This is a genomic window from Aliivibrio sp. 1S128 (assembly GCF_001691065.1).
GTDB lineage: Bacteria > Pseudomonadota > Gammaproteobacteria > Enterobacterales > Vibrionaceae > Aliivibrio.
In genome coordinates this window covers 355,913-372,967 of sequence record NZ_MAJV01000102.1, presented here as the reverse complement: position 1 = coordinate 372,967, position 17,055 = coordinate 355,913, and the positions used below count along the sequence as shown (strand labels likewise).

Genomic DNA, 17,055 nt, shown 5'->3' with positions numbered 1-17,055 from the left:
TGACATTACACCTAAGTCTGTTCTAAATGAAATGAGCCGCTACAAACTGAATATGGCATAAGAATGATAGGTAGATAGGTAGATAGGTAGATAGGTAGATAGGTAGATAGGTAGATAGGTAGATATTACAGGCATAAAAAAAGGAGAGCTAGTGCTCTCCTTAATTAGTCTTAAAGCCTTGAAACTGTTCTAATTAAAGAGCAGCGTTCGCCTTAGCAACAAGAGCAGCGAATGCTACTTTGTCGAATACAGCGATGTCAGCTAGGATCTTACGATCGATTTCAATAGATGCTTTCTTAAGACCGTTGATGAAACGGCTGTAAGATAGGCCGTTCTGACGAGCAGCAGCATTGATACGAGCGATCCAAAGTTGACGGAAAACACGCTTTTTATTACGACGGTCACGGTAAGCATATTGTCCTGCTTTAGTAACTGCCTGGAAAGCTACACGATAAACACGTGAACGTGCTCCGTAATAACCTTTAGCTTGTTTCAGTACTTTCTTATGACGTGCACGAGCTTGTACACCACGTTTTACGCGAGGCATTGTGTCTCTCCTAAACTAAATATAATAAATTAACTAAAAATTATGCGTATGGAAGCATACGTAAAACTGCTGCTACTTCACATTTAGGAAGTAGAGAGTTTGGACGAAGCTGACGCTTGTTTTTAGTAGTACGTTTAGTCAGGATGTGACGTTTCGTAGCGTGCTTAAATTTGATACCACCAGCAGTTTTCTTAAAACGCTTAGAAGCACCTTTGTTTGATTTCATCTTAGGCATGATGAATATAACTCCGCATTGTTGCGTGATTAAACATATAGTAATTAGGCGAATAAAACAGGACAACTGCGAACAGCTACCCTACTTTACTACTTGAATGCACTAAATTACTTCTTTTTAGGGGCTAACACCATAATCATCTGGCGACCTTCAATTCTCGTTGGAAATGATTCGACTACTGCAAATTCTTCAGTATCCGCTTTCAAACGATTAAGAACGTCAACACCGATGTTTTGGTGAGCCATCTCTCGGCCACGGAAGCGAATTGTTACCTTCACTTTGTTGCCTTCTTCCAGGAAACCAGTCAGGTTGCGTAGTTTTACCTGATAGTCTCCAATATCAGTCCCAGGTCTAAATTTAATTTCTTTAGTTTGAACCTGTTTCTGTTTTTTCTTCTGCTCTTTAGCAGCCTTAGCCTTTTCGAAGAGGAATTTACCATAGTCCATCACACGACAGACTGGTGGCTCGGCATTCGGGCTGATTTCAACTAGATCGACACCTGCTTCAAGTGCAACGTCTAACGCTTCATTTAGTGAAACGACACCAACTGACTCGCCATCTAGACCTGTAAGGCGTACTTCTTTAACGCCAATAATTTCACCGTTTAGACGATGAGCATTTTGTTTAGCCGGCTGTTGGGCTCTTTTTCCGCCTTTAATACCTTATTCCTCCACAGTATTGAGCGTTCGGGCACTAACTTCTTGCTGCAGGAATGCAACAAAATCATCAATTTTAAATTTACCCAAATCTTTACCTTTACGTGTACGTACTGCAATTTCTCCGGCTTCCATTTCTTGGTCACCACAAACAAGCATATACGGAACACGTTTCAAAGTATGTTCCCTGATTTTAAAGCCAATCTTCTCATTTCTCAAGTCCGCTTTGACTCTAAATCCATTTTTTTGCAGTTTTTTTGCAATTTCTTGTACATAATCAGCTTGTTTGTCTGTAATGCCCATCACAATTGCTTGTTCTGGCGCCAACCATGTTGGGAAAAAGCCTGCGTAGTCTTCAATCAAGATACCAATGAAGCGCTCAAGTGAACCTAAAATCGCGCGGTGAATCATCACTGGTGTGTGACGTTCGTTATCTTCACCTACGTAAGTTGCCCCTAAACGCTCTGGTAATGCAAAATCTAGCTGCACTGTACCACATTGCCACGCACGGTCCAGACAATCATGCAAAGTAAATTCAATTTTCGGTCCGTAGAACGCACCTTCACCCTCTTGAATCTCATAAGCGATTTCCATCGACTCTAGAGCAAGGATTAAATCCGCCTCTGCTTTGTCCCACATTTCGTCAGAACCAACACGTTGTTCAGGACGTGTAGATAGCTTAACTACGATGTTTTCAAAACCAAATGTTGTGTATGTATCGTAAACCATCTCAATACATGATTTCACTTCATCTTGTACTTGTGCTTCTGTACAGAAGATATGAGCATCATCTTGAGTGAAGCCACGAACACGCATGATGCCGTGTAGCGCTCCTGATGGTTCATTACGATGACATGAGCCGAACTCAGCCATACGCAGTGGTAAATCACGGTATGACTTCAAACCTTGGTTAAAGATTTGAACGTGACCTGGGCAGTTCATTGGCTTAATAGCGTATTCACGGTTCTCTGAGCTTGTTGTAAACATCGCTTCTGCGTATTTATCCCAGTGACCTGAACGCTCCCAAAGTACGCGATCCATCATTAATGGACCTTTTACTTCTTGGTAATCGTATTCTGTTAGTTTTTCACGAACAAATACTTCTAGCTCACGGAAGATAGTCCACCCGTTGTGATGCCAGAAAACCATACCTGGTGCTTCTTGTTGCATATGGAACAAATCAAGATGCTTACCAATTTTACGGTGATCGCGCTTTGCTGCTTCTTCTAGGCGAATAAGATGTGCTTTAAGCAATTTCTTATCTTGGAATGCCGTACCATAGATACGTTGCAGCATTTTGTTGTCGCTGTTACCACGCCAGTATGCACCAGCAACGCTTAGAATTTTGAAATTCTGGCAGAAGCTCATGTTTGGTACGTGTGGACCACGACACATGTCGATGTATTCTTCATGGTGGTATAAGCCTGGACGATCGTCTTTAGATACGTTTTCGTCAAGGATTTCAATTTTGTAAGTTTCGCCACGAGCATCGAATGCATCGCGAGCTTCTTGCCAGCTTACGTTCTTCTTGATTACTTGGTACTTGGTTTTAGCAAGATCTTTCATACGCTTTTCAATCTTATCAAGATCTTCTTGCGTTAAAGAATGCTCCATATCGATATCGTAGTAGAAACCGTTATCGATAGTTGGACCAATCGCCATTTTAGCTTCTGGAAAAAGCTGCTTAACTGCGTGACCTAAAAGGTGCGCACAAGAGTGACGAATGATTTCTAAACCGTCTTCATCTTTTGCTGTGATGATTTCAAGTTGTGCGTCATTTTCAATTAAATCACACGCATCAACACGAACGCCATCAACACGACCAGCGATACAAGCTTTCGCAAGACCTGGACCGATGTCAGCAGCAACATCCATAGTAGAAACAGCATTATCGAATTGACGTTGAGAACCGTCTGGAAGAGTAATTACAGGCATGTTTTATCCTTTACAGTGGTGTTGCACACGAAGCAACACATGCTAAAAATTAATAAGTCTAAAATAATAGATTGTCTAAGATGTAAGGATCAATCAACCACACAAAGGTCGGGAACACTTACAAGTTGGTCATTGTACGACTCTTAATCACCTAATGCAAAAAAGAATCGAGATCACAAAAATGATGTCGATTCTTTTAATATGTTTAAAATAAAAACGTTAGCTATACGCGTAATATCTTTTGCACTGCATTATGTATTTCTGCGCTTGAAGCATTTGTATTTAGTGAAAAAGACACATATTGGTCACCACGATTAAACCCCATCGAACGGTCAACTTCAGCTAAACAATGAAGTACTTGGCCATCTAAAATAAAGGACAGTTCGATCTCTTTTTTATTGATAAATCCGTTACTTCTAAACTCAATCTCTTGGTAACCACCAGAATGCGATTTAAAATGACCACCATTAAGGTACCCCTTCTCAACATCGGCTTTTACCATGCCAAAACCGGCTTGTTCTATTTGATTAATAATAGTGGCTGCAACTGACATCGGTTTCACTACGAGTAAATCACGGTCTGTCGGGTCAATTGCAAAATCAATATCTAACACAGTTTCAACCCAAACATCACAATGATTATTACGAACGTTCAATGCTGTAATAGGAGTTTCATCAGGCAGTTTAATTGTGAATCGTATTTCCTTCTTCTCCCCGACTCGAATCACAAAAGGATCCACCGCTTGGGTATGAAACAAAGTCAGTGTTTGATAGCTAGTACCGTTATCACTTTCTACTTTAACTTCTGTATTGAGTTTTAGGTGAATTGCATCGATCTGCTGTTCAACATCGCCACCTTGGATATGAACAGTACCGATTAAAGTATCACCCTGAAATAATTCTGGGTTTTCTAAAATGGTATCTACCTTTGCGGCACCTATACCTAATGACGCCTTTAATTTTTTAAACATCTTTTCGTCCTTTTCATATGCTTATTCTTATTTAATTCTGTCTGATATTACTCTCTACGTAAACTTTAATAGGAGTCTTTTAGATTACGTTCCTAAAATCTGCATTGGTAATTGTAATAAAGCATCACCACTGCTAGCAAAGTACCAAATAATCCCGACAAGTGAACTTACTAACCCTACGTACCATGCAGTCGATACAAGCTGTCCATACTTATCTAATGGTAATAGATGGCTATGATGACGAGATCGCCATTCAAAGACTATCTCAAGACTTCCCATAATAAGTAAGAACCCAAATAACGCGAGCCCTAATTGGTAACTCAAGATAATGCCACCTACTGCAGCCAACGCACACAAGGTAATACCTAGCTTACTGTTCATTGAAAAGCTAATACTCTTTAGAACATGGCCACCATCTAAAGGGAGTATTGGTAGTAAGTTAAATAAGTTCAAAAATGCATTAAAAACAGCAAGACCTGCAAAGAACATTTCTCCGGTTATCCAATAGACTACAATGAGAACAAGAGATAATATCAAGCCAAAAAAAGGACCCATGATAGAAATAACGACATCTTGCCAACGTGTATTTATCTTTTCATCACTGAGTGCTAAGCCTCCTAAAAATGGAATCAAATAGATCCCTTTCGTTTTCATGCCAAAGTATTTCATCGCTCTGATATGACCATATTCATGAAAAACGAGACAAGCGATAAGCGATAGCGCAAATTCAATAGAAAATAACCATGAATAAGCGGCAATACTGGCAGAGGCTAACACCACTTTAATCAGTTTTGCACTTTTTAATGCTTTCATTCCTAATGAGATAAGTCCAATTAAACTAAATTTTCGCTCTGCCTTAATTGGGGTATGCGGAACTTGTTGCTCAATATCTTTCGTGTTACGAGAACCTTCTGCAATCAGTTCATCATCAACCATAGCTCTGTATTCAATTAAAAAAGGCTGCCATGTCACTTTCGCTTCTAGGCGACAAGTGATCACAATATCTCCTTTATTCAACTGAAACTCATGTAGGTAATGATCTTGATGGTCAGCTGAAGCCGCTTGCTGAGCCACTAAAGTGTTATTCCAAAAAACTTGCTGCCATCCAGCCATTGAACCTTCTAAGCGTAATGGTTGCCCTAAAAAGTTAATTGATAATAATTCCATTATTTACCTTAAAATATAGATTATGATATTGCTTTTTTGAGGGTAGCCTCAACCGCTATTGATCTTCCAACATTGAAAAACCACGATAAATATTACAAACAGTGATGACAGCAAAAACAACAATAACAATTGAAAGATGCCATACCGCATTTAAACCAATTTTTACTAACAACATACTAACCAAGGCCGACACTATCATTTGCCCTCCCCCAGACATAGCTGCAGCAGCCCCTGCTTGTTTCTTATAAGGTTGCATCACCATGGCTTGGGCACACGGTAAAGCTATCCCATTCCCCAAGATCATTAACCCTTGTCCAAGCATTAAATACATTGGCTCTAATGGAACTAAAAATAACCATATAGCAGAAATAAAATGCAATACAGGAGTAAATAATAACATTTTCTTTGTGCCAATTTTAGGCCGTACTTGATTACAAATACTTGTTCCTAATAGCATTCCAATCGCGGGTATTAAAGCCCACACCGCGTATTCAGCAGAACTCATGCCTATTTGGTTTTGCATAATAAAAGGCATGACAGATATTGTGGTTATCATTAATGTAAAATTAAGCCAACCAATACTCGCAAAGCTTATAAAATAGCGAGATGTCAGTAGATCCCAGTATTGCTTTGCTATATTTACAGGAGATGGAATCGAAGAAGTTTGAATTAAGGTTTCTTTAAATTGAACAAGAATGACTAATAATGCGATAACTACATAGCCAAATAATGAAATAAAGATAACACTCCATCCGAAGTGATAATTTATAAACCCGCCAATTACAGGCGCTATCATTGGGGTTATTGATGCCGCCATCGCAATATAAGACATCGCTATAGGCAGCTCAGCGCCATTAAACCGGTCTCGAGTAGACGCTCTTGCTAAAACCGCGCAGCACCCAGTACCAAGCCCCTGTAAAAATCTTCCAAGAACAATACCTTGAAAGCTATGTTGAAATATAAGAATAAAAATAATGCCAAGTAAAGCAATAGACAAACCAAAAATTAATACTTTTTTACGGCCTAAAGCATCAGACACTGGCCCATAAATAAATTGAGACGGTCCAAAACCCAATAAATACACACTCACTAACAGCTGAGTTTCATTAAGACTAATATTAAAATCTTTTGCTATCCAAGGTAATGATGGGAAAACTAATCCCATACTTAACTGGCCAATACTAATAATTAAGCATGCAAGTAAAATGCTTTTCATATGAGTGTTAAGAATACTACTCATTATTATATGACTGCCATTCCATGTTAATACCTACTCCCTTATGGCATTAATAGATTGATCCTATTTCATTAAACCATTTATGCTAAATGATAAGACACAACATAAAGCTGACCTTTGTTTGGATAGATCTCTTCAATGATATTTTTTAACTCTTCAAGCGTCATGTTCTCTTGTTCTGCATGATACGTATTAAGATCATCAAAGGTAATTGGCTCTACCGAATCAATCGCTAATCGACAAAAATGACGGTTATCTTCATAAGTACTGACTTCTACTTCAGTTCCTACCACGTAATCTTTTTCTGATTCGTCACGAATGGTAATTACTTTTTTCCCCGATAAAATATCAGATTCAAAACGTTCAAAAAAGGTCATGCTTGTTGGTGCTGATTTCATTGTCTTTTCCTAATGCAATTCGAGCTGCGACAATGCAGCTCGAAGAGAAATATTAATAAAAAATACGTAACGTTAAGCGAAGCAGTAATTTGCCCAATGAGCTAAACCGGCAGTAACTGAGCCAAAGTAATTGCCACCTACAATTTCAATATTTGGTAATTGTTTCTGCAATGCTGCTTGTAAAATTGGTGAACGAGCAGAACCACCGGTGACATAAATAATATCTGGCGTTTTGCCTGCTTGCTGAATAGCCTCTTTTACAAGTTTGTTAATATTTTCTTGTGGTTTAGCTATCGCTTCTATCAAATCTGACCGACTGATTGATAACGATAAGCCTTCATCTAAATAGCTTAAATCTACCGCATGCTCGAAATGCTCTGACAATGCAATTTTGGTTTGTTCAGCATCACGCAGTAATTTATAACTTAGTTTTTCATCGTACAATTTAATTAAACGAGCTAGTTTTTCAGGCTCTTGAGTGTCGTTCATCATTTGTAAAAGATGCTTACGATTACCAAAACCAAAAAACTCCAACTGAGCCACAATATTGTTGACTGCTATTGGGTTCCAGAACTGCGTCATTGGTAACTCAAGTCCTTTGTGCGTACGACTTTGAGACCCCAATAATGGCATTAATTGGCGATGGGCTAAATGAATATCTAGATCATTACCACCAATTCGTGAACCACTGTGAGATAAGATCCCTTTTGTGCGATCATGATAATCGCGCCATGATGGTCCCATTTGAATCATTGAACAGTCTGTTGTACCACCGCCGATATCAACAATAAGAACGGTTTTATCTTCGTTTAGCGTTTGCTCATAATCCAAACCAGCAGCGACTGGCTCAAACTGGAATTCAATATTCTTAAAACCAACACGCATTGCTGCACGAGAAAGGATTGAGATAGCCTGACTATTTGCTTCATCACTTTCAGCGCCTTGGAAGTTGACTGGGCGGCCAATCACTGTTGAAGTGACTTCTTGTTGCAGCTCTTGTTCTGCCTTGTTCTTGATGTTTTTCATCATTGCTGTAACAAGATCTTCAAACAAGCTCACTTGTACATCACGTAAACCAGAAACCCCTAAAAAAGACTTTGGAGATTTTACGTAATACACATCTTCTGGATCTTCAATATACGTATTTAATGCTGCTTGACCGAATGTCATCGACTCAGCATCTACATCAATATCTTCTTCACGGTTGAATGAAATGGCGGTATGAAGTAGACGCTCATTAATATCTGAACTTGGCTGAACACCCCAAATACGGAATAAATATTCTGAAACGGCTTCTCGTGTAGGCGCACATAACGCAGAAGGAATAAACGTGCTGTCTCCTTCTAGCTTTAATAGCTTTGCTTGATTATTTTGGATGGTAGCCACTGAGCAATTGGCAGTTCCATAGTCAAATCCGATAAACATTGTTGTACACCTAGCTTCGATAAAAGGGAGCTGATTTTACTCGCTTGCAGTGACTTTGCCAATCAAAATGAGAAAGATGCTGCAATTCCGACATGATCTTGGTTAATTATGGGCATAATCATCACTTGGTTTGAGTCTATATACTTATCTGTCACCAAATATTGAATTGTTGTCGCTAATACCGCACCTGCAATAACATCTCTCCAATAGTGATGCTCATTCTCTACTCTTGAATATCCAACCAAACCAGCGCCTATATAAGCGGGTAAGCCATACTCCCAACCATAACGAAATTGTAAATACGACGCCCCCTGAAAAGCTGAAGATGAATGCCCTGATGGAAAGCTAAGATCATCTTCTCCATTTGGTCGTTCTTCTCTCACGGTATATTTCAACGCTTGCGTTGCAGCTAAAGTATAAGTGGCGCCTTTAGCAAACATCCAAAAACCATCATAGTCTTCTTTATATAAGGCAATTGAACCAGCAATGATTGGAATTGCTACAGCACCAATATCAGCGGCCATATCTCCTGATTTTTTCACTTCCGCACAAGCAAAAGAACTCATAAAAATACATGAACCTGCTATTCCTATTTTTACTAACGATTTCATTTTTGACCTTTATTTAATCAATCACTGCATTAGAGTGTTATTTTTGGAATTATAACGAGTTAATCGTGAAGTAATTGTCAATTTATCTACAATTTGAAACCGTTAAATAATTGTTTTTACTTTTATTATGACTGGATAGACCATTTGATGATAAGAGATTGGTTATACTAACGCTGTTATTTCATTAGCTAGGTTTTTACCAAATATATTATGCAGTTAAATCAATATTTTTCGGAAACAGATAATTCATTCGAATTCACCCGTCAACAAGCAAGTGATTTTGCAAAAAAAGTGGCTGGTGACTTCAACCCGATTCACAACGTAGACTCAAAACGTTTCTGTGTTCCTGGTGATTTATTGTTTGCCGTTTTACTTTCTAAAACCGGCATTAGTAACAAAATGCATTTTGACTTTGCCGGAATGGTCGCTGGTGGGACCGCTTTACATATCAATCACCTTGAAGAAGGTGAATATTCATTATCAGATGATAACGATAAAGAATATTTACACGTGAGCCGTAGCGGCGAGAAAAATTTAAATCCTGAGTTTATTGAACATGTTGTAAAACAATATGTGCAATTTTCTGGTATGAACTTCCCTCATATCATGGTTCCATTAATGGAAGAAAAGCAATTAATGATTAATTGCCAACGTCCTTTGGTTATTTATGAGAGCATGGACGTAGAATTTACTCGTTTAGATATTTCAACACCAAGAGTTGAATTTACTGGCGCTACGATGGATATCGAAGGAAAAAGAGGCTTAGTTAAACTAAACTTCATATTCACTGAAAACGGTGAAGAAGTCGGTCATGGCACAAAGCGCATGATTGCTACAGGTTTGAAAAGTTATGATCAAGTCGCTATTGACGATCTAGTTGAAAGATTTACCGCATTAAAAGTGGCTTATAATAGTTAATTTAATAAAGCCCATACACATTTATAAAAAAGGAGCATTTCGCTCCTTTTTTTTGTAAATAAAGCAAGGTAAATCACGATCTGCGCTATTGTTTTACGATAAATATCATATGATACTTAACTTATACCTATAACGATTATGAATACTACGAGATTCATAACATTACTAATGCTGGCTAGAATGAAATCGATAATCAATACAAAAAAACAAGACCAATTCAGGCGTTCTTCTTTAGATGATCTCCTTTTAGAAAAAACACTATCCCCACTAATGAATAATCATTATTCCTGTTGCGAATGCTATGCTGCTTGGTATGGAAAGCCTGTCTGTATTGCATGTGGAAAAGATAAATTTGTCATCACAACCAATCTATATTCTGAACAACGTAAATTTGATATTTGCTAACCATTTCAAGTTTGTCAAATTACAGAGACAAAAAAGCCCGCTTAAAAATAAGCGGGCTTTTTAATACATTAAGAAAAATTATTCTTTTGTCGTATCTTCATCTGATTCAGCTTCAGGAGTTTCAGTTGCTTCAGTAATTACTGTCGCCTCTTCTTCACCTTCTACTACATCACCGTCAAGAATTTCAAGCTCTTCTGGTTCATCAATGCGTTGTAGAGCAACTACATTTTCATCTTCAGCAGTACGGATCAGTGTAACACCTTGGGTATTACGACCCACTTGGCTTACTTCCGATACGCGTGTACGAACTAACGTACCTGCATCAGTAATCATCATGAACTCATCACCATCTTCAGCTTGAACTGCACCGACAACACTGCCGTTACGATCTGAAACCTTGATAGATACAACACCTTGTGTTGCACGGCTCTTCGTTGGGTATTCAGAAATCTTAGTACGTTTACCGTACCCATTTTCTGTAACCGTTAGAATGTCACCTTCATTAGAAGGAACAATCAATGAAACAACCTGATCTTCACCAGTCAGTTTCATACCACGAACACCTGAAGCAGTACGACCCATTCCGCGAACATGTTCTTCGCTGAAACGAACGACTTTACCTGCTTTAGAGAACAGCATGATTTCATTTGAACCCGTCGTAATATCGACGCCGATTAATGAATCATCTTCACGTAGATTAACTGCAATTAAGCCGTTTGCACGAACTTTAGCGAATTGGTCTAACGATGTTTTCTTAACCGTACCATCACCTGTTGCCATGAAGATGAACTTATCTTCAGAGTATTCAGATACTGGTAGAATCGCTGTAATACGCTCACCTTCTTCTAGAGGAAGAATGTTCACGATAGGCTTACCACGAGCGGTGCGGCTTGCTTGAGGAAGTTGGAATACTTTCAAGCTGTATGCTTTACCACGTGTAGAGAAGCAAAGGATATTATCATGAGTGTTAGCAACAAGTAGACGCTCGATATAATCGGTGTCCTTCATCTTAGTTGCACTCTTACCTTTACCACCACGACGTTGCGCTTCGTAATCACCTAGAATTTGGTACTTAACATAACCTTCACGAGAAAGTGTTACTACAACATCTTCTTGTGTGATTAAGTCTTCGATATCGATATCGTGAATAGCAGCACCAATTTCAGTACGACGCTCATCACCATAAGTATCACGAACCGTTATTAATTCATCACGAATGATTTCCATTAGACGCTCAGTACTTGCAAGGATATGCATTAGTTCTGCGATTTCATCTAATAGTGCTTTGTATTCATCTAGAATTTTTTCATGTTCTAAACCAGTTAAACGGTGTAGACGTAATTCTAGAATTGCTTGAGCTTGTTGTTCCGTTAAGAAGTATTTACCTTCACGAATACCAAACTCTGGCTCTAACCAATCAGGGCGAGCAGCATCTGTACCAGCACGCTCTAGCATGTCGGCAACATTACCAAGATCCCAACCGCGAGCGACTAGGCCTTGTTTTGCTTCTGCTGGTGATGGCGCATTTTTGATTAGATCAATGATCTCATCAATGTTTGCTAATGCCAGCGCCAAACCTTCAAGGATATGAGCACGATCACGCGCTTTGCGTAATTCAAAAATTGTACGGCGAGTTACCACTTCACGACGGTGATCAACAAAACACTTCAACATTTCTTTTAAGTTGAACAGTTTTGGTTGGCCGTTATCAAGCGCTACCATGTTTACGCCGAATGTAGTTTGAAGCTGAGTTAATGAGAACAGGTTATTAAGAACCACCTCACCCACGGCATCACGCTTACATTCGATAACAATACGCATACCATCTTTATCAGATTCGTCACGCAGTGCTGAAATACCTTCGACTTTCTTATCTTTAACCAGCTCAGCGATCTTTTCGATCACACGTGCTTTGTTAACTTGATAAGGGATCTCAGTAACAATAATGGTTTCTTTACCATTTTTGTCCGCTTCGATATTTGCTTTAGAACGCATGTAAACTTTACCGCGACCTGTCTTATATGCATCAATGATGCCTTTACGACCACTGATTAACGCAGCTGTCGGAAAGTCAGGACCTGGAATATAGTTTATTAGCTCATCGATAGTAATATCTTCATTCTCGATGAATGCTAAACAACCATTAACCACTTCAGTTAAGTTATGAGGAGGTATATTAGTTGCCATACCAACTGCGATACCTGATGAACCATTAACTAATAAGTTAGGTACACGAGTAGGTAATACCGCAGGGATCTGTTCTGTACCATCATAGTTAGGAACGTAATCGACGGTTTCTTTGTCTAAATCGGCCAACAATTCGTGGGCAATTTTCGACATACGAACTTCGGTATAACGCATTGCCGCAGCAGAGTCACCATCGATAGAACCAAAGTTACCTTGGCCATCAACAAGCATATAGCGTAGTGAGAACGGCTGCGCCATACGTACTATCGTGTCGTATACAGCACTATCACCATGTGGGTGATACTTACCAATTACGTCGCCGACTACACGGGCAGATTTTTTATATGGTTTATTCCAATCATTACCTAATACATCCATCGCAAATAAAACACGGCGGTGTACAGGTTTTAGACCATCACGCACATCTGGAAGAGCACGACCAACGATTACTGACATCGCGTAGTCTAGGTATGAACCTCGAAGCTCATCTTCAATATTTACGGGCGTGATCCCTTTAGCAAGATCGCTCATAGAGCCAATATCCCTCAATTAGTTCTGTCGTATCAATATCAATTACTTTATCAATCATACTATCTATAAAGATAAAGTAATTGATACTGATAAACGTGCAAGATTACAAAATATAGCACACAACGCTTCTATTTCGCATCGTTTTAATTCGCAAAATCACTCTTAAGCTTAAGAATCCTACGAAATCAGGAGCAAGTCACAAGTCAATCTATCATATTCTTGAAAAGCCTGAATAAATTGATGAAAAAAGCATCATTTTAAAGGCTCTCTTTCTTATTTTTTTTGTATATAATAAAAGGAAGATAAAAAAGGAATGTGAATTATGACTCAGCAGTTAAATGTCGATCCAGCAGAAATCAAAAAATTTGAAGATATGGCCTCTCGTTGGTGGGATCTTGAAGGTGAATTTAAACCACTACACCAAATTAACCCATTACGTCTGAACTATGTATTAAACAATGCCAATGGCTTATTTGGTAAAAAGGTATTAGATGTGGGCTGTGGTGGCGGCATTCTAGCTGAGAGCATGGCAAATCAAGGTGCTGATGTTATCGGATTAGATATGGGTAAAGAACCCCTTACGGTCGCTCGCCTTCATGCATTAGAAACCGGTACAGAACTAGAATATATACAATCGACGGCAGAACAACACGCAGAAGAAAATCCTGAAACCTACGATGTAATTACTTGTATGGAAATGCTTGAGCACGTTCCCGACCCTCTTTCTGTTATTCGTTCATGTGCAAAGATGGTAAAACCTGGTGGCCATGTATTTTTCTCTACATTGAATCGTAATATTAAATCTTACTTATTTGCCATTGTTGGTGCAGAGCAACTGCTAAAACTGGTACCTAAAGGCACACATGACCACGACAAATTTATTCGCCCTTCTGAATTATTAAAGATGCTAGACCAAACCGCATTACAAGAACAAGGCATTACAGGCTTACATTACAATCCATTAACAGATGTCTATTCATTAGGCAAAAATGTTGATGTAAATTATATCGTTCATACCACTTTGTAAGTCTCATCACCTGCTTATCACATTTATCACTCTTTATCTGTGTTCTTAATACAAATAAAGAGTGATGTTTTGTTTAAATATTTCAATTATCATCTTGTTTACTAAAGCTCCATTAATCTCCAAATTAGAACAACAAAACAGCATTTTTTTTTGATAATAGAAGATCCTTCTAAACCACAAAAATCAAGGAAAATATTTTTTTTACTGCCTACTTCTCACCCATTACGAAATACGTTATTTCTGATCTCTTGATATACCTAATCTAACTCGGTTAGTGCCTACTTACTGTTTTTTTTAATTCAGAGGTTATCCACAGGGCTATCTTATTTTCAGACTTGATTACCTGTCAATTTATCATTATCTTGTAGCTAATTACTTATTAAGCCCTATATGTTGTGTTTACTTCAAAATTCAACGCAATGAGCTTGATCACAAATTAATAACGAAAATTACAAATATTACATCTTTCGTTCTTCATCCTAAGGAAAAGTAGCAAATGACCCAACAGCTTACCGTTACTAAGCGAAATGGCACCACAGAAAAGATCAATCTGGATAAGATCCATAAAGTGATCACCTGGGCTGCAGAAGATCTAGATAACGTTTCAGTGTCTCAAGTTGAAATGAAGTCTCACATCCAATTTTATGATGGCATGAAGACATCTGATATTCATGAAACCATTATCAAAGCAGCGGCCGATCTTATTTCTGAAGAAACGCCAGATTACCAATACCTTGCGGCTCGTTTGTCAGTTTTCCACCTTCGTAAAAAAGCGTATGGCCAATTTGAGCCACCAACACTGTTTAATCACGTTAGTAAGCTAATCGAATTAGGTAAATATGATAAACATATTACTGAAGATTACTCAGAAGCAGAATTCGACTTGATGGATCAAATGATCGATCATAATCGTGATATGGATTTTTCATACGCTGCAGTTAAACAACTTGAAGGTAAATATTTCGTTCAGAACCGTGTAACGGGCGCGATCTACGAAAGTGCACAATTCCTTTATATCCTTGTTGCTGCATGTTTGTTTGCAAAATATCCAAAAGAGACTCGTCTGGATTATATTCAGCGTTTCTACAACGCAACCTCTACATTCAAGATTTCATTACCAACACCGATCATGTCTGGTGTTCGTACGCCAACACGTCAATTTAGCTCATGTGTTCTGATTGAGTGTGATGACAGCCTAGATTCAATTAATGCAACTGCTGGCTCTATTGTACGTTATGTATCACAACGTGCAGGTATTGGTATCAATGCTGGTCGTATCCGTGCACTTGGTTCTGAAATCCGTGACGGTGAAGCATTCCATACCGGTTGTATCCCATTCTACAAATACTTCCAAACAGCGGTAAAATGTTGTTCTCAAGGCGGTGTTCGTGGCGGCGCAGCAACCTTGTTCTACCCTATTTGGCACCGTGAAGTAGAATCATTATTGGTTCTTAAAAATAACCGTGGTGTTGAAGAAAACCGTGTTCGTCATATGGACTACGGCGTTCAAATTAACAAGCTTATGTATACTCGCCTAATTAAAGGGGAGCACATCAGCTTATTTTCACCTTCTGATGTTCCTGGCATGTACGAAGCTTTCTTTGCTGATCAAGTCGAGTTCGAGCGTCTGTATCTTAAATACGAACAAGATACATCAATTAAGCGTGAAACAATCAAAGCGATTGAGCTGTTCTCGTTACTAATGCAAGAGCGAGCTTCAACAGGTCGTATCTATATTCAAAACGTCGATCACTGTAATACACACAGCCCATTCGACCCAAGTGTTGCTCCAATTCGCCAATCTAACTTATGTTTAGAAATCGCTCTTCCAACTAAGCCATTAACACACGTTAATGACGAAGAAGGTGAAATTGCATTATGTACTCTGTCTGCATTTAACCTAGGTGCGATAGAGAAATTAGAAGAGCTTGAAGAATTAGCAGAATTAGCGGTACGTGCGCTTGATGCGCTACTTGATTACCAAGACTACCCATTACCAGCGGCTTACAAATCAACAATGAACCGTCGTACGTTAGGTGTAGGTGTTATTAACTATGCTTATTACTTAGCGAAAAATGGCGTTAAATACTCTGATGGCAGCGCGAACGGATTAACACATAAAACGTTTGAAGCAATTCAATTCTATCTTCTAAAAGCATCTGTAAATTTAGCGAAAGAACAAGGCGCTTGCCCTGCTTTCAATGAAACTACTTATGCTCAAGGTATCTTACCTATCGATTCTTACAAAAAAGACATCGATAATATATGTAGTGAAGAATTACATTTAGATTGGGAAGAATTACGTTCAGACATTAAAACTCACGGTTTACGTAACTCAACGTTATCTGCATTGATGCCGTCAGAAACCTCTTCACAAATCTCAAATGCAACGAATGGCATTGAGCCACCACGTGGCTTTGTATCAGTAAAAGCATCTAAAGATGGTATATTAAAACAAGTTGTTCCGGATTACGTTAATCTAAAAGACAACTATGAGTTACTTTGGAATATCGGTTCAAACGATGGTTACCTTCAACTGGTAGGTATCATGCAAAAATTTGTTGACCAAGCAATTTCAGCAAACACAAACTACGATCCTAACATTCAGCCAAATGGCAAAGTGCCAATGAAGCTATTGCTAAAAGATTTATTGACCGCTTATAAGCTAGGTCTTAAAACACTTTATTACCATAACACTCGTGATGGTGCTAGCGATTCACAAGGTGATCTAGGACAAGATGACGATTGTGCAGGCGGCGGTTGTAAGATCTAACGTTTCACTTTAAAATTCAGCCCGCTACTTTTA

At 38.7% G+C, this 17,055-nt stretch carries 14 protein-coding genes; 3 read left to right on the top strand and 11 right to left on the bottom strand.

All coding sequences use genetic code 11. From position 1 onward, the window contains the following. Window positions 1–193: 193 nt before the first annotated feature. The 10 genes from rplT to A6E03_RS13455 all read right to left on the bottom strand — a co-directional run bounded on the left by rplT (window position 194) and on the right by A6E03_RS13455 (window position 9,181). Entirely contained in the window at window positions 194–547 is a 354-nt protein-coding gene (gene rplT / locus A6E03_RS13500) for a 50S ribosomal protein L20 (RefSeq protein ID WP_012550351.1), read from the bottom strand. 40 nt (window positions 548–587) lie between these two features. Beyond that, the gene (gene rpmI, locus A6E03_RS13495; RefSeq protein ID WP_065591795.1) at window positions 588–782 is read right to left on the bottom strand and encodes a 50S ribosomal protein L35; all 195 of its coding nucleotides are present in this window, start codon (window positions 780–782) and stop codon (window positions 588–590) included. A 107-nt stretch (window positions 783–889) separates the two neighbouring features. Further along, window positions 890–1,441 carry a translation initiation factor IF-3 gene (infC, locus tag A6E03_RS19885; protein WP_083190274.1) on the bottom strand — a complete coding sequence of 184 codons (552 nt, stop codon included), beginning with the start codon at window positions 1,439–1,441 and terminating at the stop codon, window positions 890–892. 3 nt (window positions 1,442–1,444) lie between these two features. Beyond that, on the bottom strand, window positions 1,445–3,373 hold the full coding sequence (gene thrS, locus A6E03_RS13485) for a threonine--tRNA ligase (protein ID WP_065591793.1): 1,929 nt from the start codon (window positions 3,371–3,373) through the stop codon (window positions 1,445–1,447). 223 nt (window positions 3,374–3,596) lie between these two features. After that, entirely contained in the window at window positions 3,597–4,343 is a 747-nt protein-coding gene (locus A6E03_RS13480; protein ID WP_065591792.1) for a sporulation protein, read from the bottom strand. Window positions 4,344–4,427: 84 nt separating this feature from the next. After that, window positions 4,428–5,510 carry a site-2 protease family protein gene (locus tag A6E03_RS13475; protein WP_065591791.1) on the bottom strand — a complete coding sequence of 361 codons (1,083 nt, stop codon included), beginning with the start codon at window positions 5,508–5,510 and terminating at the stop codon, window positions 4,428–4,430. Between the two features lie 55 nt (window positions 5,511–5,565). Then, window positions 5,566–6,750 carry a multidrug effflux MFS transporter gene (locus A6E03_RS13470; protein ID WP_065601043.1) on the bottom strand — a complete coding sequence of 395 codons (1,185 nt, stop codon included), beginning with the start codon at window positions 6,748–6,750 and terminating at the stop codon, window positions 5,566–5,568. Between the two features lie 77 nt (window positions 6,751–6,827). Continuing rightward, window positions 6,828–7,145, bottom strand: coding sequence for a N(4)-acetylcytidine aminohydrolase (gene yqfB / locus A6E03_RS13465; protein WP_065591789.1), 318 nt, complete (start codon window positions 7,143–7,145; stop codon window positions 6,828–6,830). A 72-nt stretch (window positions 7,146–7,217) separates the two neighbouring features. Next, a complete protein-coding gene (gene yegD, locus A6E03_RS13460; RefSeq protein WP_065591788.1) occupies window positions 7,218–8,570 on the bottom strand; it encodes a molecular chaperone in 1,353 nt (450 codons plus the stop codon). Between the two features lie 62 nt (window positions 8,571–8,632). Further along, on the bottom strand, window positions 8,633–9,181 hold the full coding sequence (locus A6E03_RS13455; RefSeq protein WP_065601042.1) for a phosphatase PAP2 family protein: 549 nt from the start codon (window positions 9,179–9,181) through the stop codon (window positions 8,633–8,635). A 210-nt stretch (window positions 9,182–9,391) separates the two neighbouring features. Between A6E03_RS13455 and A6E03_RS13450 the strand changes: the two genes are divergently transcribed. Then, window positions 9,392–10,099 (top strand): DUF3581 domain-containing protein, encoded by a 708-nt coding sequence (locus A6E03_RS13450; RefSeq protein WP_065591786.1) that lies wholly within the window; start codon window positions 9,392–9,394, stop codon window positions 10,097–10,099. A gap of 483 nt (window positions 10,100–10,582) precedes the next feature. Here the strand turns inward: A6E03_RS13450 and gyrA are convergent, their stop codons facing one another. Then, window positions 10,583–13,222 (bottom strand): DNA topoisomerase (ATP-hydrolyzing) subunit A, encoded by a 2,640-nt coding sequence (gene gyrA, locus A6E03_RS13445; protein WP_065601041.1) that lies wholly within the window; start codon window positions 13,220–13,222, stop codon window positions 10,583–10,585. 322 nt (window positions 13,223–13,544) lie between these two features. Here gyrA and ubiG point away from each other — a divergent pair, with 322 nt between their 5' ends. Both ubiG and nrdA read left to right on the top strand, forming a co-directional pair. Further along, window positions 13,545–14,249, top strand: a complete 705-nt coding sequence (gene ubiG, locus A6E03_RS13440) for a bifunctional 2-polyprenyl-6-hydroxyphenol methylase/3-demethylubiquinol 3-O-methyltransferase UbiG (RefSeq protein ID WP_065591784.1) — start codon at window positions 13,545–13,547, stop codon at window positions 14,247–14,249. A gap of 496 nt (window positions 14,250–14,745) precedes the next feature. Continuing rightward, window positions 14,746–17,022, top strand: coding sequence for a class 1a ribonucleoside-diphosphate reductase subunit alpha (gene nrdA, locus A6E03_RS13435; RefSeq protein WP_065591783.1), 2,277 nt, complete (start codon window positions 14,746–14,748; stop codon window positions 17,020–17,022). Window positions 17,023–17,055 lie beyond the last annotated feature (33 nt).